19 protein-coding genes and 3 pseudogenes are annotated in these 17205 nt (G+C 67.6%); 13 read left to right on the top strand and 9 right to left on the bottom strand.

What is annotated here, in order from left to right:
* Positions 1 to 198 precede the first annotated feature (198 nt).
* Together HD593_RS63630 and HD593_RS30060 are read left to right on the top strand one after the other, a co-directional pair.
* Positions 199 to 459 (top strand): annotated as a pseudogene (locus HD593_RS63630) (recombinase family protein); the annotation flags it as partial.
* The gene (locus tag HD593_RS30060; RefSeq protein WP_281402743.1) at positions 433 to 2094 is read left to right on the top strand and encodes a recombinase family protein; all 1662 of its coding nucleotides are present in this window, start codon (positions 433 to 435) and stop codon (positions 2092 to 2094) included. The pseudogene HD593_RS63630 and the gene HD593_RS30060, both read left to right, overlap by 27 nt.
* 20 nt (positions 2095 to 2114) lie before the next feature.
* Here the strand turns inward: HD593_RS30060 and HD593_RS61960 are convergent.
* Both HD593_RS61960 and HD593_RS30055 read right to left on the bottom strand, forming a co-directional pair.
* A pseudogene (locus tag HD593_RS61960) lies at positions 2115 to 2237 on the bottom strand (IS5/IS1182 family transposase); the annotation flags it as partial.
* Positions 2238 to 2244: 7 nt separating this feature from the next.
* Complete coding sequence (locus HD593_RS30055; RefSeq protein ID WP_221525053.1) at positions 2245 to 3357, bottom strand: IS30 family transposase; 1113 nt, start codon at positions 3355 to 3357, stop codon at positions 2245 to 2247.
* 127 nt (positions 3358 to 3484) lie between these two features.
* Between HD593_RS30055 and HD593_RS30050 the strand changes: the two genes are divergently transcribed.
* The 3 genes from HD593_RS30050 (at position 3485) to HD593_RS30040 (ending at position 6285) form a co-directional block, all read left to right on the top strand.
* Positions 3485 to 4405, top strand: coding sequence for an IS3 family transposase (locus HD593_RS30050; protein ID WP_185105366.1), 921 nt, complete (start codon positions 3485 to 3487; stop codon positions 4403 to 4405).
* Positions 4406 to 4526: 121 nt separating this feature from the next.
* Positions 4527 to 5210, top strand: coding sequence for an IS5 family transposase (locus HD593_RS30045; RefSeq protein ID WP_281402477.1), 684 nt, complete (start codon positions 4527 to 4529; stop codon positions 5208 to 5210).
* Positions 5173 to 6285, top strand: coding sequence for an IS30 family transposase (locus HD593_RS30040; RefSeq protein ID WP_221525053.1), 1113 nt, complete (start codon positions 5173 to 5175; stop codon positions 6283 to 6285). The genes HD593_RS30045 and HD593_RS30040 overlap by 38 nt, the downstream gene beginning before the upstream one ends.
* 3 nt (positions 6286 to 6288) lie before the next feature.
* Here HD593_RS30040 and HD593_RS30035 read toward each other — a convergent pair.
* Positions 6289 to 6573 (bottom strand): annotated as a pseudogene (locus HD593_RS30035) (transposase); the annotation flags it as partial.
* A gap of 62 nt (positions 6574 to 6635) precedes the next feature.
* Between HD593_RS30035 and HD593_RS60485 the strand changes: the two are divergent.
* From HD593_RS60485 to HD593_RS60475, 7 genes are all read left to right on the top strand, one after another.
* Positions 6636 to 6971 (top strand): LLM class oxidoreductase, encoded by a 336-nt coding sequence (locus HD593_RS60485; protein WP_221525052.1) that lies wholly within the window; start codon positions 6636 to 6638, stop codon positions 6969 to 6971.
* A gap of 67 nt (positions 6972 to 7038) precedes the next feature.
* A complete protein-coding gene (locus HD593_RS30030; protein WP_221525051.1) occupies positions 7039 to 7431 on the top strand; it encodes a hypothetical protein in 393 nt (130 codons plus the stop codon).
* Positions 7418 to 7957 carry a flavoprotein gene (locus tag HD593_RS30025; RefSeq protein ID WP_185105364.1) on the top strand — a complete coding sequence of 180 codons (540 nt, stop codon included), beginning with the start codon at positions 7418 to 7420 and terminating at the stop codon, positions 7955 to 7957. The genes HD593_RS30030 and HD593_RS30025 overlap by 14 nt, the downstream gene beginning before the upstream one ends.
* A gap of 697 nt (positions 7958 to 8654) precedes the next feature.
* Positions 8655 to 10190 (top strand): ISL3 family transposase, encoded by a 1536-nt coding sequence (locus HD593_RS30020; protein ID WP_185105363.1) that lies wholly within the window; start codon positions 8655 to 8657, stop codon positions 10188 to 10190.
* A gap of 81 nt (positions 10191 to 10271) precedes the next feature.
* Positions 10272 to 10712, top strand: a complete 441-nt coding sequence (locus HD593_RS65225; RefSeq protein WP_185112216.1) for a DUF4158 domain-containing protein — start codon at positions 10272 to 10274, stop codon at positions 10710 to 10712.
* Between the two features lie 4 nt (positions 10713 to 10716).
* The gene (locus HD593_RS60480) at positions 10717 to 10968 is read left to right on the top strand and encodes a VOC family protein (RefSeq protein ID WP_221525050.1); all 252 of its coding nucleotides are present in this window, start codon (positions 10717 to 10719) and stop codon (positions 10966 to 10968) included.
* Between the two features lie 8 nt (positions 10969 to 10976).
* Positions 10977 to 11168 carry a VOC family protein gene (locus HD593_RS60475; RefSeq protein ID WP_221525049.1) on the top strand — a complete coding sequence of 64 codons (192 nt, stop codon included), beginning with the start codon at positions 10977 to 10979 and terminating at the stop codon, positions 11166 to 11168.
* A gap of 486 nt (positions 11169 to 11654) precedes the next feature.
* Here the strand turns inward: HD593_RS60475 and HD593_RS30005 are convergent, their stop codons facing one another.
* The 5 genes from HD593_RS30005 to HD593_RS29985 form a co-directional block, all read right to left on the bottom strand.
* On the bottom strand, positions 11655 to 12878 hold the full coding sequence (locus HD593_RS30005) for a low temperature requirement protein A (protein ID WP_221525048.1): 1224 nt from the start codon (positions 12876 to 12878) through the stop codon (positions 11655 to 11657).
* Positions 12879 to 13158: 280 nt separating this feature from the next.
* Complete coding sequence (locus HD593_RS30000; RefSeq protein ID WP_185105362.1) at positions 13159 to 14091, bottom strand: DUF5996 family protein; 933 nt, start codon at positions 14089 to 14091, stop codon at positions 13159 to 13161.
* A gap of 13 nt (positions 14092 to 14104) precedes the next feature.
* Positions 14105 to 14248: a hypothetical protein gene (locus HD593_RS29995; protein ID WP_185105361.1), complete on the bottom strand. Its 144-nt coding sequence runs from the start codon at positions 14246 to 14248 to the stop codon at positions 14105 to 14107.
* 240 nt (positions 14249 to 14488) lie between these two features.
* The gene (locus HD593_RS29990; protein WP_221525047.1) at positions 14489 to 14782 is read right to left on the bottom strand and encodes an aquaporin; all 294 of its coding nucleotides are present in this window, start codon (positions 14780 to 14782) and stop codon (positions 14489 to 14491) included.
* Between the two features lie 288 nt (positions 14783 to 15070).
* A complete protein-coding gene (locus HD593_RS29985; protein ID WP_185105360.1) occupies positions 15071 to 15553 on the bottom strand; it encodes a hypothetical protein in 483 nt (160 codons plus the stop codon).
* 265 nt (positions 15554 to 15818) lie between these two features.
* Between HD593_RS29985 and HD593_RS29980 the strand changes: the two genes are divergently transcribed.
* The gene (locus HD593_RS29980; protein ID WP_185105359.1) at positions 15819 to 16406 is read left to right on the top strand and encodes a hypothetical protein; all 588 of its coding nucleotides are present in this window, start codon (positions 15819 to 15821) and stop codon (positions 16404 to 16406) included.
* A 23-nt stretch (positions 16407 to 16429) separates the two neighbouring features.
* Here the strand turns inward: HD593_RS29980 and HD593_RS29975 are convergent, their stop codons facing one another.
* A complete protein-coding gene (locus HD593_RS29975) occupies positions 16430 to 17128 on the bottom strand; it encodes an alpha/beta fold hydrolase (protein ID WP_185105358.1) in 699 nt (232 codons plus the stop codon).
* Positions 17129 to 17205: the final 77 nt, after the last annotated feature.

The following is a 17205-nucleotide window of genomic DNA, read 5'->3' as shown; positions in this document are numbered from 1 at the left end:
TCATCTGCAGCGTCTGGCGGTGGTGTATGTCCGGCAGTCGACGCAGCAGCAGGTGGTCCATCACCAGGAGTCGACCCAGCTGCAGTACGCGCTGGTGGAGCGAGCCGTGGCGTTGGGATGGACGGCGGACCGGGTCCTGGTCATCGACGATGACCTGGGGATGTCGGCGACCACAGCAACGGCGCGGACGGGTTTCAACGACTGGTTACCGAGATCGGCTTGGACCATGTCGGGCTGGTGCTGGGCATCGAGATGTCCCGCTTGGCTCGCTCGGGCAAGGACTGGTACCAGCTGATCGAGTTGTGTGCGCTGTCGGGCGCGGTGCTGGCGGATCTGGATGGCATCTACGACCCGGGCGACTACAACGATCGGCTCCTGCTCGGGCTCAAGGGCACCATCAGCGAGGCCGAACTTCATCTGATCAAACAGCGGATGCGGAACGGCCGGATCAACAAGGCCCGCCGCGGTGAGCTGTCCTTCGCGCTGCCCAGCGGCTATCTCCGCCGCCCCTCGGGCGAGGTGGTCTTCGACCCGGACGAGCAGGTTCAGAGCGTCATCCGGCTGATCTTCGCGCAGTTCGAGCGGATCGGCACCCTGCACGGGGTGCTCCGCTATCTCGTCGCGAACGGCATCCAGCTGGGCATCCGGTTGCGGGAGGGGCCGGACAAGGGCACGCTGGAGTGGCGCAGGCCGAACCGGATGACCCTGCAGACCCTGTTACACAATCCCGCTTATGCCGGGATCTATGCCTACGGTCGCCGCCGGGCCGACCCGCGCCGCCAGGACCCTGCCCGGCCCAGCACGGGCAGGGTCGTCCAGGCCAGGGACGAGTGGCTGGTGATGATCCCCGACGTGCTGCCTGCCTACATCACGGTGACCCAGTTCGAGGCCAACGAGGCGAAACTCGCCGCCAACCGGGCTCGCGCCGACGCGACGGGCTCGGTGCGGAACGGGCCCGCTCTGGCCGCTGGGTTGATTTTTTGCGTGATCGTGCGCTACCACACCCAGCGCAGCAGAGCCGTACCCGAGTACGTGTGTTCCCGGGAGGCCACCAACTACGGAGCAGCCCACAATTGCCAGCTTCTGAACGCGGCCTGCGTGGACGCCTTCGTCGAAGGGCAGGTACTGGCCGCGCTCGCCCCCGCTGCCGTGGAGGTTTCGCTGCGGGCCGCGGACCAGGTGGTGGCCGAACGGGCCGAGCTGGAGCGGTTGTGGTCTCAGCGGCTGGAGCGAGCCGCCTACGAAGCTGACCGGGCACGGCGCTGCTACCACCTGGCCGAACCCGAAAACCGTCTGGTGGTCCGCCAACTGGAGAAGGACTGGGAGAGCGCCCTGGCTCACCAGCAGAAACTCCGCGAGGAACACGCCCGCTTCACCCGCACCAGCCCGCGCACCCTCACAGCGGCTGAGCGGCACACCATCACTGCGCTGGCCGGCGATATCGCCGGCTTGTGGCACGCGCCGACAACGACGATCAACGATCGCAAGGAGATCGTCCGCGCGATCGTCGACAAGGTCATCGTCACCGTGTCCGGGACCAGCGAACGCGTGCAGGCGAGCATCGTCTGGGCGGGAGGTGCCACCACCTGCGGTGAACTTGTTCGCCCGGTGCAGCGGCTCGACCAATTGTCCTACTACCCTGCGATGATCGGTCGGATCCGTGAATTGGCGGCCCAGGGCATCGGCGCCAGTGGGATCGCCGACCGGTTGGCAGCCGAGGGTTATCGGCCGGCGAAGGGCGGCGATCGGATCACCGCGACCACCGTCCGCGACCTCATGCGCCGTCTCGGCTGTCCGGCAGGCCGTGTCCATCGTCATCGCCCCGCTCCCGCCGGCGAGGAGCCCGGACCGGATGAGCGGTGGCTCAAGCATCTGGCTGCCGAGCTACAGATGACCACCTCCACCCTTTACGCCTGGATCAACCGGGGCTGGATCACAGCGCGCCGGGAGAGCTGCTGGCCGCATCGGCTCATCGCCCACGCTGACCAGCGAGAACTCGCTGAACTACGGGAGCGCCGAGCCCGTCCGCCCGGCTGGTACAGCCGACGCCTATGGACCGAGGACGACAACACGTCAGCCGAACCGAATCCATGAGTGCAGTGTGCTTGACACGTCTCGATCACCCAGCGTCGCTTGAGGACGTGAAAGCCACGGGTTTCGGGGTCGCGATGGACAACCTCGGCGTTGACTCCGAGAGTGGCGGCGTGTTCGGCGAACCGTTTCTTGAAACCGGTGTCCTTAGGTTCAGAGAGTCAAGGCAACGCATTGGGCGGGGGTCTGGTAGCCGAGGCATTTGCGGGGGCGGTTGTTCAGCCGGGCGGCGATGGCGTCGAGGTCAGCTTGGCTGTATAGGCTCAGGTCGGTGCCTTTCGGTAGGTATTGCCGGATGAGTTTGTTGGTGTTCTCGTTGGTGCCTCGCTGCCATGGGCTGCGCGGTGCGGCGAAGAAAACGTCGATGCCGGTCGCTTCGGTGAGCAGCTGGTGGCCGGCGAGTTCCATGCCGCGGTCCCAGGTCAGAGTGCTGCGTAAGCGTGCATCCATCTGTGAGAACGCCTGCTGCAGGGCGGGGATGACGGTTGTGGTGTGACGGCTGGGTAGCGCGACCATGGTCAGGTAGCGGGACTTGCGGTCGACCAGCGTCGCGATCTGGCTGTTCTTGGCGCCGATGATGAGGTCGCCTTCGAGGTGGCCGAGCTCGGTTCGGGCGTTGGCGGCGTCAGGCCGTTCCTCGATCGGCCGTGCCCCGGTGATCTGAGAACGCCATTGGCCCTTGACCGTGTTCTTCTTGTTCTTGCGGATGGGACGGCGCGTGCGCAGCTTGGTGCACAGCTCACGCGGGATCAGCTTCCACCGGGTCGTGTAGATCGCACGGTAGATGCTTTCGTGGCTGATCCGCATGAGCGGGTTGCCGGCGTGCGTCAGCCGCAGATGGCCCACGATTTGCTCCGGCGACCACTCGTTGTCGAGGAGTTCGATCACCAGCCGGCGCAGCACCGAGTTGTTCTGCAGGGCGGACGGTTTTGGGCGGCGTGCCTGCTCTTGGGCGCGTTGCTCGGCGGCGAGCGCACGGTACTTCGCCCGGCCGCCGTTGCGGGCGACCTCCCGGCTCACCGTGGACGCCGAGCGGCCGATCGACACGGCGATCGACCGTAGTGAGGCTCCTGCCTCCAGGCCGCGGGAGATCGATTCCCGCTCCTCGGCGCTCAATCGGTCGGCCCGGCGTACCCGCGCGGCCGGCGCGATGCCGCCATGGTGCTTCAGCACCGTGAAAACCGACCCCGGAGGCTTGCCCAGCGCTCGGGAGATCACGCTGATGGACTCACCGGCGCGCCACCGCCGCCACAAGTCCTCTTTCATCGCGTCTGACATTCCCGGCCGACCCATCCGAGCCACGATCCACCCATCCACTTGCAGTGTTGCGTTGATCGTTTGAATCTAAGTCGGCTTTCTTCGCGGCCGAGCTCGACCGGCCACACACGCACTCGTGACCTTCATCGACCAGCACGCCGGCGTGTTCGGTGTCGAGCCGATCTGCCGTGTCCTGACCGAGCACGGCTGCCCCATCTCTACCAGCACTTACTACGCCGCCAAGAACCGCCCGCCCTCGGCACGGGCGATGCGCGACGCCGAGCTGGACGCCCACATCCAGCGCATCCACGCCGACAACTACGGCGTCTACGGCGCCCGCAAGGTCTGGCAGCAGCTGCTGCGCGAGGGGCATCGGGTGGCCCGCTGCACCGTCGAGCGGCGCATGCGCGCACTCGGCCTGCAAGGCGCCCGCCGCGGTAAGAAGATCCGCACCACCACGTCCGATCCCGGGCACGAGCGGGCGGCCGACCGGCTGCAGCGCGACTTCACCGCCTCCCGGCCGAACGCCGCCTGGGTGGCCGACTTCACCCACGTGCCGGCCTGGTGCGGGGTGGTCTACGTCGCGTTCGTCGTCGACATCTACTCCCGGGCGATCGTCGGCTGGGCCGCCTCGCTGACCAAGCACACCACCCTCGTGCTGGACGCCCTGGACATGGCGTTGTGGCGACGCGAGCGCACCGGACACCCGGCCGGGCCGGGGTTGATTCATCACTCGGACGCGGGCAGTCAATACACGTCTTTCCGGTTCACCACCCATCTGCTGGCGGCCGGCATCGACGCCTCCATCGGCACAGTCGGCGACGCGCTCGACAACGCCCTGATGGAATCGCAGATCGGCCTGTTCAAGACCGAGCTGATCAAGCCCCGAGGCCCCTGGCGCAGCCTGGCCGAGGTGGAACTGGCCACCGCCGAATGGGTGGCCTGGTTCAACACCGCCCGCCTGCACTCAGCCATCGGACACCTTCCGCCTGAGGAGTTCGAGGCGATCTACTACGCTCGACACCAGCCCAACGAAGCCCTAGCAATCAACCGCTGAGGTCTCCATCAAAGCCGGGGCGGTTCACAGCTCCCGATTCCGTCTGGCGTAGACATGTCCTGGACACGCCATGTTTCGCCAGATGTCAGGCATGACGAAGGGTTGGGCGTAGGGCTCGGATATGAACCCCCGACGCCCGTACCGCTCCGACCTCTCCGACGCCCGCTGGGCCTTAACCGAACCGACCCTCACCGCCTGGCGACAGGCCCGGCTCGACCGCCGTCCAACCGGCGCACCCGCGCCCACTGACCTGCGAGACATCTTCAACGCGATCTTGTATCTGAACCGGACCGGCGTCGCCTGGGCCTACCTCCCGCACGACTTCCCACCCCACGGCACCGTCTACTCCTCCTACGCCGCCTGGCGCGAAGAGGGCATCTTCGCCCAGCTCAACTACGACCTCACTGGCGTGGCCCGCGTCAAGGAAGGACGCGACCCCCAGCCCACCGCGGCCGTCATCGACACCCAGACGATCAAGACCTCCACCAACCCGCCGACCGCCTCACAGGGCACCGACGCCGCAAAGAAGATCGTCGGACGCAAGCGGAGCGTAGCCACCGACGCCCTCGGCCTACTCCTCGCCGTGGTCGTCTGCGCCGCCTCCGTCTCGGAGAACCAGGCCGGCATCCAGGTCCTCGACCAGGCCAAGGGCGCCTACCCCACTCTGGCTGCGACCTGGGTCGACTTAGATTCAAACGATCAACGCAACACTGCAAGTGGATGGGTGGATCGTGGCTCGGATGGGTCGGCCGGGAATGTCAGACGCGATGAAAGAGGACTTGTGGCGGCGGTGGCGCGCCGGTGAGTCCATCAGCGTGATCTCCCGAGCGCTGGGCAAGCCTCCGGGGTCGGTTTTCACGGTGCTGAAGCACCATGGCGGCATCGCGCCGGCCGCGCGGGTACGCCGGGCCGACCGATTGAGCGCCGAGGAGCGGGAATCGATCTCCCGCGGCCTGGAGGCAGGAGCCTCACTACGGTCGATCGCCGTGTCGATCGGCCGCTCGGCGTCCACGGTGAGCCGGGAGGTCGCCCGCAACGGCGGCCGGGCGAAGTACCGTGCGCTCGCCGCCGAGCAACGCGCCCAAGAGCAGGCACGCCGCCCAAAACCGTCCGCCCTGCAGAACAACTCGGTGCTGCGCCGGCTGGTGATCGAACTCCTCGACAACGAGTGGTCGCCGGAGCAAATCGTGGGCCATCTGCGGCTGACGCACGCCGGCAACCCGCTCATGCGGATCAGCCACGAAAGCATCTACCGTGCGATCTACACGACCCGGTGGAAGCTGATCCCGCGTGAGCTGTGCACCAAGCTGCGCACGCGCCGTCCCATCCGCAAGAACAAGAAGAACACGGTCAAGGGCCAATGGCGTTCTCAGATCACCGGGGCACGGCCGATCGAGGAACGGCCTGACGCCGCCAACGCCCGAACCGAGCTCGGCCACCTCGAAGGCGACCTCATCATCGGCGCCAAGAACAGCCAGATCGCGACGCTGGTCGACCGCAAGTCCCGCTACCTGACCATGGTCGCGCTACCCAGCCGTCACACCACAACCGTCATCCCCGCCCTGCAGCAGGCGTTCTCACAGATGGATGCACGCTTACGCAGCACTCTGACCTGGGACCGCGGCATGGAACTCGCCGGCCACCAGCTGCTCACCGAAGCGACCGGCATCGACGTTTTCTTCGCCGCACCGCGCAGCCCATGGCAGCGAGGCACCAACGAGAACACCAACAAACTCATCCGGCAATACCTACCGAAAGGCACCGACCTGAGCCTATACAGCCAAGCTGACCTCGACGCCATCGCCGCCCGGCTGAACAACCGCCCCCGCAAATGCCTCGGCTACCAGACCCCCGCCCAATGCGTTGCCTTGACTCTCTGAACCTAAGGACGCGGCCTTCAGGATCTCGTTGGCCCGCCGGAGCTCGGCGTTCTCCCGGCGCAGCCGCTTCAGCTCGGCCGACTCCTCTGTGCTGCGGCCGGGCCGGCTGCCCTCGTCGATCTGCGCCTGGCGGACCCAGGTACGCAGTGTCTCCGCGGTGCCGATGCCGAGCTTGGTCGCCACCGCGTTGATCGCGGCCCACTCGGTCGGGTAATCCGGCCGCACCTCGGCGACCATCCGCACCGCCCGGCGGCGCAGCTCAGCGGGGTAGGGAGACTTACCAGGCATGGACTCGATCCTCTCAAGAGATCAAGTCTCCACCAAACCCGGGACGATTCAACCGCGTCCCGGTGGGTACGTCGGTGTCGCTGATGGCGCTGCGCAATCCCGCCGAGGCGGCGGCGCAGGCGCGGTCGCTGGCCGTGCTCACCGGGCATCGCCTGGTGGCGGGGTTCGGCGCCGCCTGCCCGGCTCTGGTCGCCCAGCTCACCGGTGCTTCCCCCCCGGCCGGCGACGGCCGCGGGCGAGTATCTGCGGCGGTCCGCACGCTGCTGGACGGCGGGGACGTGCGCGGTTTCACCCTGCCGCCGCTGCGTCACCCGCCGGTGGAGGTGGGGGCGGGGTGCTGCGGCCGGGCATGGCCCGCGCCGCCGGGACGCGCGCGGACGCCGCCATCACCTGGCTGACCCCGCCGTCCTACGTCAGGGACGTCCTGGCCCCCGCTCTGAGGCCCCCCGCTCTGAGGGCCCCGCTTTGAGTGCCCCCGCGCCGGGGGCAGGGCCGCGGATCGTCACCGTGGTGCACGCGGCCGTCACGCGGCCCGGGCGCGATCCCGCGCACCTGGCCCATCTCGCAGCGGGAGCCCATCTGCAGGCGGCGCACTACACCGGCATGCTGCGCACGGCGGGCATCGACGTCGATCCGTCCGACCCCCGTGGCGGAGCGCGGGCGCTGGTGAGCTCGGGCCTGTTCGTCACCGGCAGCCCCGACGAGATCGCCGGGCGGCTGGCGGCGTACCACGCGGCGGGGGTGGACGAGGTGGTCGTCAACACCGCCGGCGTCTGGCTCGCCGAGGGCCCGCGCGCCGCCGTCCGCGACGCCGAAGAGATCCTTACCTGCCTGGGGAGAGGCGATGCCACGCACTGATCTCACCCATCCGGCCTTCTCCGGCGAGCGGCTGCTCCTCATCGTGACCGGCGCCCTGTCGGCGGCCTTCCTGCCCGGCTGGCTGTCGTGGCTGCGCGCGGGCTACCCGGACCTGGAGATCCGGCCGGTCGTCACGCGCAGCGCCCAGCGGTTCATCACCCTGGACGCGCTGAGCACGCTGTGCGGCCAGCCGGCCATGCCCGACGAGTGGCCGGCCCATGTCACCAAGGGGGCGCCCCACGTGGAGCTCAGCCTCTGGCCGGACACGGTCCTCGTCTGTCCGGCCGGCCTGCACTTCCTGGCCAGGCTGGCCCTCGGGCTGGGCGACACCCCGGCGATCCTGGCGCTGCAGTGCACGCCGTCGCCGATCGGGATAGCGCCGTCGCTGCCGCCGCACGGGCTCACCAGCCCCGCCTACCTGGGCCTGCTCTCGGGTAGCTACGATGTGCCCCAAAGTGGAGCGTTGGCGCAGGTGGCCACCGCCGTAGGCGGCATACCGGCTCTATACCGCCGATCCCTAGCCTGAGGCTCATGACCCATCCCAGTCGACCGACTGGGCGCCTCGGAAAGGGGAACAAGTTGCTAGGACGTAAGATCGGCACCTTGGCAGGGGGACTCATCGCAGCGGCTGTGCTCATGGGCGGAACCACCCCCGCCCTGGCATCTGCCAACCTCTCATCGGGAACCGCTGTCACAGCCGCATGCGGCATTTCCGTCTCGAAGTGGTACACGGAAAATAACAGCCGCTACGTTGAGGTGAAGAACACCTGCACGACGTCCAAGACCTTCTGCGTGGAGATCAACAACTGGCCCGACAAGGGGCCCTTCACAATCTCCGGCGCGGACCTCTACAAGTCGTTTCGATACGCCGGCGCCGGAGCCCCTCGCGGACGAGGAATCTACCTGGCATCGGACTGTGGCCCCGTATAAGGGGTGCCGATAAGAATCGAGCCGCCCGGCCAAAGCGACGGTGCGCAACCCGGAGCTCCCGGGCGGCTTGACATAAACAGGAACATCGAGCACCACGACCTGGGAAACATACTGGTGATCGTTATAGCGCCAGACTTATCCCGCCACGTTCAAGTCGTAACCTTCCGGGTGTCCGACTGCCTCGCGTGATTGTTTTTACCAGCGCTACTTTGGGGCCTGTGGGACTGTAAAACTACTAACGGCTCTGGCCCGTAATCGGTGGTGGCACTGAGTGATCCCTGCCAGGCTGGGCCATGCTGAAGATCGACGATCTTGTGGGTGTGGTATTTGCGGGGCTGTCTGCCCTGGTCATCGAGGCAGTAGAGGACGAGGACGACCTCATTCGGGTCATGGCCCGTACTCGCGACGAGCCGGTGCCGTGCCCGGTGTGCGGGGCGCTGAGCGGTCGGGTGCACGGCTACGTGAGCCGGACGGTCACGGATGTCCCGGTCGACGGGCGGCGGGTGGTGGTGTCGCTACAGGTACGGCGTCTGGTCTGCCCGGCGTGGGGATGCCCTCGGCAGACGTTCCGTGAGCAGGTGCCCGGGCTGCTCGAGCGCTACCAGCGTCGAACGAGCAGGCTCACCGGCCAGCTGGGCGCGGTGGTGAAGGAACTGGCCGGTCGGGCGGGTGCGCGGCTGTCGGCGGTCCTGGCCGTCACGATTTCGAGGTCCACAGCGCTGCGCCTGTCGGCGCGGCTGCCGCTGCCGGCGCTGCGGATCCCGCGCGTGCTGGGTGTCGATGACTTCGCGCTCAAGCGCCGGCACCGTTATGCCACCATCCTGATCGACGCCGAGACCGGCGAGCGGATCGATGTCCTGCCCGGCCGCGGTGCCGATGTGCTGGAGACGTGGCTGCGATCCCACCCTGGGGTCGAGATCGTCTGCCGCGACGGGTCGGGCGCGTACGGTGAGGCGGTTCGACGCGCTCTGCCGGATGCAGTGCAGGTCGGGGACAGGTGGCACCTGTGGGCGAATTTCTGCGACAAGACCCTTGCTGAGGTTCGCTCCCACAGCGCCTGCTGGGCCACGGTTAACCCGTCGCGGCCCGCCGGCGTCCATGAACAGACTACCCGTGAGCGTTGGCAGAAGATCCACGACCTGCTGGAGCGGGGCGTCGGCCTCTTGGAGTGCGCCCGTCGGTTGAACTTGTCCCTCAACACCGTCAAGCGCTACGCCCGCACCCACAAGCCCGAGGCTTTGCGCCGCGCTCCGCGCTATCGACCCACTCTCGTCGATCCTTACCGCGATCACCTGCGAGAACGGCGCGCCGCCGATCCGGCCGTTGCCGTCCAGCAGCTGTTTCGAGAGATCAAAGAGCTCGGCTACACCGGCAGCCTCAACCTGCTCTACCGCTACATCACCCAGGGCCGAGCCGAAGGAGAGCGGCCCGTCATCACGCCGCGCCGCTTGGCCCGTCTCCTGCTCACCCACCCCGACCGGCTGCGTGATAGCGACACCCAGCTGGTGCAGGAGCTCACAGCCGCCTGCCCCGAACTGGCCGAACTCGCCCGCCATGTCCGCAGCTTCGCCGAGCTCCTCACCCCGGCCGACGGCAACGACGCCAAGCTCACCGCCTGGATCACCACCCTCCGAGCCGCTGATCTGCCGCACCTGCACGGCTTCGCCAACGGCATCGAACTCGATCGCGACGCCGTGAACGCCGCCCTCACCCTCCCGCACCACAACGGCCGAACCGAAGGCGTCAACACCCGCACGAAGAGGATCATGCGCCAGATGCACGGCCGCGCCGGGTTCGACCTTCTGCGCCACCGCATCCTGCTGCCGTGAAGATCACTCAACGCCACCACCGATTACGGGCCAGAGCCGTTAAGTTTTTGACACTCCCGGCACTGGTAGCCGTACGCCGACATCCTTGAGCACTGGACCGTCCTGAGCGATGAGGTCGGCCTGGCCAGTGCGAAGCAGGAGGGCACTCGTCTGGCCTTTGCGCTGTTGCTGAAGTACTTCACGCAGCACGGGCGGTTCCCGCGCGGGCGGGCGGAGTTTCCTGACGAGGTGGTCGACTACGTCGCGAAGCAGACCAAGACGTCGGCCAGATGTGACGTTCGTTGCCTGACTAACCCCCGTCCGGCCGGGCATGACCCCCTTGCGCGAGAACGGCGCACGACCGATCCGGCCGAGGGGGGACGGCGATGGGGCGGCAGGTCTGGCCGCGGCTGCGCGTGGCCGACTCGCACGAGACCCGTGACACCTTGCAGTGAGGCCCGCTGCCGAGGTCGCCCGCTGGGATCGGGACGCCCTGGAGCCGACCCCGCCCGCTGGGCGCACAAAGCGCACCACAACCTGTGAGGGGATGAGCATGGTCGACCGCGAACAACTGCCCGCGCCCGTCGAGGGGCTCGTAGTCACGCACTTTCTGACTGTCCGGGACGTGGCCCGCTCGCGCGCGTTCTACGCGGACGTCCTGGGCGGCGAGGTTGTCCTTGAAGAGAACCCGGCGATCGTGAAGGTCGCCAACACGTGGATCATCATGAACCCCGGCGGCGGCCCCACCCCGGATAACCGGACGTTACGCTGCGGGCGCCCGAGCCCGGCGACCCGGTGACCGCCTTCATGAACGTCCGCGTCGCCGACATCGCCGCCTTTCACACGTACGCGACGTCGCTCGGCGCCCGGTTCCTCACCGAGCCGATCGACCGCAAGGCCGAGATCCGCTGCTACATGCGCGACCCGGACGGGCACCTCATCGAGGTCGGCCAAGCCACCGGCATGCTGCACGACGTCTACGCAGACCCGCCCGCCTGATCCCGTCCGGCCGGGACAGGCGTGAGCGGCGCATGAGGAGGCGCTGCACGCGGTCGGCTACCGGGTGGCGCTCGATCCCGACGACGATCAGGTGCTGCGAGTGTGGCCGATCACGTGACCTGGTGAGTTCATCCGGCTGAAGGGCCGAGCTCAGCGGGGACGGCGGCGCTGGACGGGGTCGGCTTCGGTGGTGATACACGCGGAGGTCTCCTCACCCAGGCGGACGTATCTGGAGTTTCGTCGGGCCCGCGTCGTCTCCAAGGGTGGCGCCATTCAATAAGCAGTTCGCCGCCGACGTGCCCGCCGCTGGGAGCGAAGGCCTACCACGGCGCGCGGCTGACAGGACACTGACCCATCGAGCATCCTCTCGGCATGAGCGTGATCGCGATGCTTGCTGGGCCTTGTCAGGCGCGTGCGGCTGTGGCGATGCCGCCGTCCTCCGCCACGGCAATGAGGTGTGCCAGTCGATGGAGATCGAGCACCATGTCACCGTGCCTCCGGTGGAGGGTGGGGTACCCCGTCGCGGTGCGTGGCCACAAGAGCTGCTGTCAGCGTGGCCGCAGCGGCGATGCCGATGGACAGGATCACCCCGCCGACGCCTAGGACGGGGGTGGCCAGCGCCAGCACCAGCACGATGACTGCCCCGGTAACCATCAGGCTCGGATGTGCCAGGCCGGTGTGTGTCAGTCGGCGCAGCCAGCACATGACCAGGAGGAACCCGGCCAGGGGAACCGCCACGGCGAACGTCGCGGTCGTCGCGGCCACGTGGGCGCGATGCACGGCCACGTCAACGGCGACCTGTAGGCCTGCGCCGAGTGCGGCGACCGCGGCGAACAGCAGGTAATGGGCGTAACCCCAGAGCAATGCGATACGCGGCGTGCTCAGGGCGGCGTCCGGGCCCATGAAGTAGATCCACCACATGGTGAACACCAGGATGAGGCCGCCAGCGGCTATCAGCAGCATTTGCCCGGATACGCCGTGTTCGGACAATGCGGATTGGATGCTGGTAAGGCTAGCGAAGATGACCTCGCCGAGGACGATGATGGTGAACAGCCCGTAGCGTTCAGAAATGTGGCCAGGGTGCCACGACGTGGCCGTGCCCCGGAACTCGGCCCACATCGGCACCAGTAGTTCGGCGATCACGAGCACCGCGAGCCCCGTGTAGTCCCATGGATGCGGCAGCGCCAACCGAACAAGCCAGCCTGCCTGGACCACCATGATGCCGACGGCGTACCGGATCCCCGCAGGGCGGCCGGTGGCATCTTGCCGAGCTACCCGCAGCCACTGGGCGACCAGCGCCACGCGCATCACCACATAACCAATGGTGATCACGGTGAGGTCATAGGAGGTCGCGGCGGCGGGCACCCCGGCCGCCAGTACCAGAGCACCCGCCATCTGGAGCAGAGTCAGCAGCCGATAGGCAACGTCATCGGTGTCGTAGGCCGAGGCGAACCAGGTGAAGTTCATCCACGCCCACCAGATCGTGAAGAAAACCATCGCATAGCCCAACAGCCCGACGCCGAGGTGGGCTTCGGTCACGTGGTGGTGCAACTGGGCGGCCGCCTGCGCCACCGCGACCACGAAACAGAGGTCGAACAGCAGCTCCAGCGGGGTAGCAGCGCGGTGTGCCTCGCGCGGATCCCGCGCCCGCATCGTGCGGAGCCATCGCCTGGCCCGAGTCGGGTTCGCCGATCGCCGATCGCGCGTCATCCGTTCCCCTTACGATCGTCAGAGTCGGAGGCCGCGTACCCGGTCCGCCTGACCGGTGTCGATTCGGCCGGCCTTCCCGCCGACGACGGTGAACATCGAGGCGGTGCCCATGTGTCGTCATGGTAGTCCGCGACCAGGGACCGTCCGTCGTCGGACTGGGAGACGACGTCCATGCGACCGTGCGAGGTGGGCGTTGCGCCTTTCGCCGAGAGGCGACCTGCGCACCGGTACGCACTCGTTGAGCGCCCGTCCTCCCTGGAGGGCGGGCGCTCTCGTGTGTTCAGGCCTTCGCGTCATGCGGGTCCGTGACGCCCCCCGGACAGGCCAGCGCGTGCACATCGAGCCCCGTCAGCCGGGCACCCGCCTGATAGGCGCTGTCAAGGAACTCCAGCACGGCGGCGACTGGATCGCCCATCGCGCGGACATCGTCGTACCGGAGTACCGCCAGGTGGCTGCCGCGCGCGGCGATCCACTCGGCCTGCTCGGGACGGAGCGGCTCCCGCTCCAGCCCTTCGGGTTCCGGCGCGGTGTAGGAGTAGAAGGCCGGCCACGGCCGCTCCTCGTCGCCGAACCAGAACCCTGAGCTGATGACCTCCCAGCTGTACGCCTCGCGCGTCACCGGATCGGTCTCCGGCGATACGGGCGCGGCGCGCCCGGTGTACCGGGTGACGGCAATGTCGAACGTGTGCCAGAAGTGGTGCACGGGGCTGATCTTGCCGGAGAAGTCCGCCGCGAACCGGTCGAGGAGCTGCGCCACCTGGGACAGGATCCGCCAGTACCGGTTGATGAGCACCGGGTCGTAACGCGCGTGCAGGGTGTCCTCGGCGAACGGCGTGTCGTCGCTCAGGTCGAACGGCACCGCCCAGATCTCCGGCCGGATCCCCAGCCCCGCCAGCGTCTCGAACAGCCGCTCGTGGAACGACGCCACCGACCGGCCGATCAGGCTGAACTCCGCACTGCGGCCGTCCAGCACGTCCACCACCAGGCGGTGGCGTACGAGGTCGAAGTCGATACTGAACAGCGGCTGCTCACCCAGCCCACCCATCGGCCGGGTGGTCAGCCCGCGCCCGGTCAGATGAAAGGGCACGTGCCACCAGTGGTTGCGCCGGTTGCTCACCGACAGCCGGATCTTGCCGACAATCTGCGTGAACCGGTGAAAGGTCTCCTTGGCCTCAGCCCACTCCGCGAGCGGCATGGCAGGGAAGAGCTCCATGACCATATCGTAGCTACCGTGTGTAATCGAACGGTCTCCAAAGGTCGCGCGCGGAGAAGACGGCCACCCCGTGGTCGTGCGCGAGCGAGCGCAGGAGTTCCTGGCTGGACACCCGGCGCTCGGCATCGACCTGGGCACTGACCTGCACGATGTCCATCAGTGGATGAGACGCGGGCGCAGTTCGGCGCACAGAAGCGGGTCGTAGGCGTCGCGGATGATGGCGTAGCCGTCGCGGTTGAAGGCGTCATCAGCTCAGGCGCTGGTGCTGTGGCGGGCGGGAGGGTGCTGGTGGGCATGGGGACTCCTGGCGAGATCACTGGTGGAGGTGGGTAGCCGGTGGTGGCCAGCAGGATGGGCGCGGCAGGGGTGGTGTGCTGGCCGGAACGTCGGCCCATGTTCACAGCGGGGAACCATTCGGATGTGTACCGCAGAGCCGGTGCGTCAGCACTTCGCGGCGCTTGTGCACACGGTTCAGGATGGCGGCGGAGATCCCCGCCCCGACCAGGGGCGCCAGCATGTATACCCACAGAAGGTCGAGGCGGCCGGACGCCACGGCCGGTCCGAACTGGCGTGCCGGATTGACCGAGCCTCCTGTCGCCGTACCGAGCAGGACGATGGCCGAGCCGATCAAAAGGTATCGCAACACGCTGGACTGATCACCAGCACCCGCCACGCCAACATGGTGATCCACCAGATCACCCGCCTGGGCACCGGCCTCCTAGCTACTTCGCTTGACAACCCCAGATAACCATCGGGAGGAGGACGCCGACCCAGCGGACCTGAGTTCGTGTAGGGTCCGCGTTTTGCTGTCGAAATCCACGCCTCCGTGTCAGTTGGTTGTCGGAATCTCCGTGGCCCCTCACTCTTGAGAATGATCGACCTGAGGCGTCGCAGAAGCGGCAAGATCGACTGCTCGCGTCTCGATAACGTTCATTTCTGGAACACGCGCAGTCACCACTCTCACTCTGAGAGAGCTGGCTCAGTTCAGATCTTCGGTGATCGTCCAGCCGCGGCTACCGCCCATCTTGGGGAGCTGCCGGCGCAGCACCGCGATCCGCTCATGCGCGTCCGGCCCCGCGATCCCGATCGTGATGCGCACATCGGTCGCGTGATAACTGGTCCGCCGGTCACCCGCGGCCACCCGGCACGCCGCATTGATGGCGGCTCGCAGCCGGGCCACCTTCCGCGGATCACCCTGCCCGCCAACCCCTTCGATCGTCACGGACGAGAACAGCGGTGCGAGGCGCAGGCCATCCCGTCGCTTGGCAGCGTCCAACTCTTCCTGATCGGCACTCAGATCCTTCAAAATCCTGTCCCGGTCGACCGAGCTGATCGGCCTGCGACCGAGCCAATCCGGCCAGCCATCCGGCCGAGTCGGCACCATCCGCGCCGGCTCGAACGGAGGCGGCGCAGCCGCCTCGCTGGCCTCGCCCTCAGTGTCGGCGGCCACGCTGTCGCTCAACCAGTCTCCTCGTGCCACGCCCGCGCGCCAGCTCGTGATCTCCTCCCGATCGTACTGGTCGTATCCAGCCGATGACGTACAGATCGGACAGACGTGTCGCACCGTGGGTGGACGCCCTATCCACCTACACCCCTTCGCAACCCTGCCTGAGCTGCGGCGGGAGGCTTAGCGTTCAATTCCGGCTGGGTGGTCCCAAGATCCCCACTCCGAACGAGGCCAGCGCAGCGGGGGCCATGGCGGCCAGGAAGGGACGGTGGAGGAACGGATGGTGCAAGCAGCTGCGCACGATGGCGACCACCCCGGCCCGCTGACGGGCTTCAGTGACGCTCAGCGCCTGGCCGCGATCGAGCGCCTGGCGCTGCGGCCGCCCCGGCGAAGTATCGCGGTGATCCACCGGCAAGCGGTGAGCGTCGCCACCGCGCAGAGGTGGCCGGTCCCCGGCTACTCCACCGTGCACGAGATCGTCCGAAAGCTCGATCCGGCACTCGTCGCGCTCGGGGTGGAGGGCAGCAAACGCTACCGGGAGATGTATGAGCTGGTGCATCGCAGAGAGGCGTCCAAGCCGAACCAAATCTGGCAGGCCGACCACACCGAGCTGGCCATCTGGGTGCGGGATCCCAGGGGGCAGCCGGCGCGGCCGTGGCTGACCGAGATCGAGGACGACCACTCCCGTGCGATCGCCGGGTACGCGGTCAACCTGGAGGCGCCCTCGGCGCTGTCCACCGCGCTCGCCTTCCGGCAGGCGATCTGGCGCAAGGCCGAACCGGGCTGGCACGTGTGCGGCACGCTGTTGACCTGTAGGCAGAGATCAGTTGTGCTGGCGGTGAACTGCCCGCCGGAGCGGGGGGCGTGACGTACGCCGCCAGTCTGGGGCCCCTACGGGGTCGAGTGGGCGGCGGCGAACGTGACGATTCGCTCGGCGAGTTGCTGTGGTTGCTCCAGAGGAATGGCATGGCCGCTGTCCAACCACACCTGTCCCACATGGGAGTGGGTCAGATAGAGCCGGTCGGCAGCCGTCTTCGCGGCGGCATGCATCTCTTCGCCCCACGGCACCGGCTCTGCTCTTTCGGCGAGAACCTGCAATATCGGGCAGCGTAGGCGTGCATAGATGGAATCCAAGGCCTGCTCTCGATCTTCGGTTTCTTGTATGACCTGCCACATCTGATCGGGCGACAGCCGTACTCCCCTCCCGAGTAGGGTGCTGACGGCCATGAGGAGGCGCACATGGGGGCGCCGCATCTCGGTGTCGAAAGTGTGCCGGTCCTTGGCCTCGGCAGGGCGCTGGAGGGGCAGGCCGCCGTCCACCGCGACCACGGCGCGGCATTCCCTCCTGGCCGCGCTTTCGAGCGCAAGCAGGGCGCCGAAGGAATGTCCGACCAGGAGAGGACGTCGCACATGGACGGCGTCTATAACCGCTAGGACGTCCTCGATGTAGGCGTCGATCGAGTAGTCCTGAGCGACCGAAGATCTGCCATGTCCACGCAGGTCAAGGGTGATGACGCGGAAAGTCGGCTGGAGAAGGCGTGCGACGGGATCCCAAGATCGTTGCGGCGTGCCGAGCCCGTGGATCAGCACTGCAGGCGGCGCGTCTCCTTCAGAGTCGCGGACGGCTAGCTGAGCGTCCTTGCCTATGACGATACGCCTGTTCCATC

The organism is Nonomuraea rubra, assembly GCF_014207985.1.
Lineage (GTDB): Bacteria > Actinomycetota > Actinomycetes > Streptosporangiales > Streptosporangiaceae > Nonomuraea > Nonomuraea rubra.
Note: the sequence above shows the minus strand (reverse complement) of the source record. Positions and strands in the feature narration are given on the sequence as shown.

Bases quoted from the DNA above. Each gene is read 5' to 3' on its own strand.
- HD593_RS30060 (WP_281402743.1), top strand. From the start codon at position 433: ATGCGGAACGGCCGGATCAACAAGGCCCGCCGCGGTGAGCTGTCCTTC.
- HD593_RS30055 (WP_221525053.1), bottom strand. From the start codon at position 3,357: ATGAAAGAGGACTTGTGGCGGCGGTGGCGCGCCGGTGAGTCCATCAGC.
- HD593_RS30045 (WP_281402477.1), top strand. From the start codon at position 4,527: ATGAACCCCCGACGCCCGTACCGCTCCGACCTCTCCGACGCCCGCTGG.
- HD593_RS30040 (WP_221525053.1), top strand. From the start codon at position 5,173: ATGAAAGAGGACTTGTGGCGGCGGTGGCGCGCCGGTGAGTCCATCAGC.
- HD593_RS30025 (WP_185105364.1), top strand. From the start codon at position 7,418: ATGCCACGCACTGATCTCACCCATCCGGCCTTCTCCGGCGAGCGGCTG.
- HD593_RS30020 (WP_185105363.1), top strand. From the start codon at position 8,655: ATGCTGAAGATCGACGATCTTGTGGGTGTGGTATTTGCGGGGCTGTCT.
- HD593_RS60480 (WP_221525050.1), top strand. From the start codon at position 10,717: ATGAGCATGGTCGACCGCGAACAACTGCCCGCGCCCGTCGAGGGGCTC.
- HD593_RS60475 (WP_221525049.1), top strand. From the start codon at position 10,977: ATGAACGTCCGCGTCGCCGACATCGCCGCCTTTCACACGTACGCGACG.
- HD593_RS30005 (WP_221525048.1), bottom strand. From the start codon at position 12,878: ATGACGCGCGATCGGCGATCGGCGAACCCGACTCGGGCCAGGCGATGG.
- HD593_RS30000 (WP_185105362.1), bottom strand. From the start codon at position 14,091: ATGGAGCTCTTCCCTGCCATGCCGCTCGCGGAGTGGGCTGAGGCCAAG.
- HD593_RS29995 (WP_185105361.1), bottom strand. From the start codon at position 14,248: ATGGACATCGTGCAGGTCAGTGCCCAGGTCGATGCCGAGCGCCGGGTG.
- HD593_RS29980 (WP_185105359.1), top strand. From the start codon at position 15,819: ATGGTGCAAGCAGCTGCGCACGATGGCGACCACCCCGGCCCGCTGACG.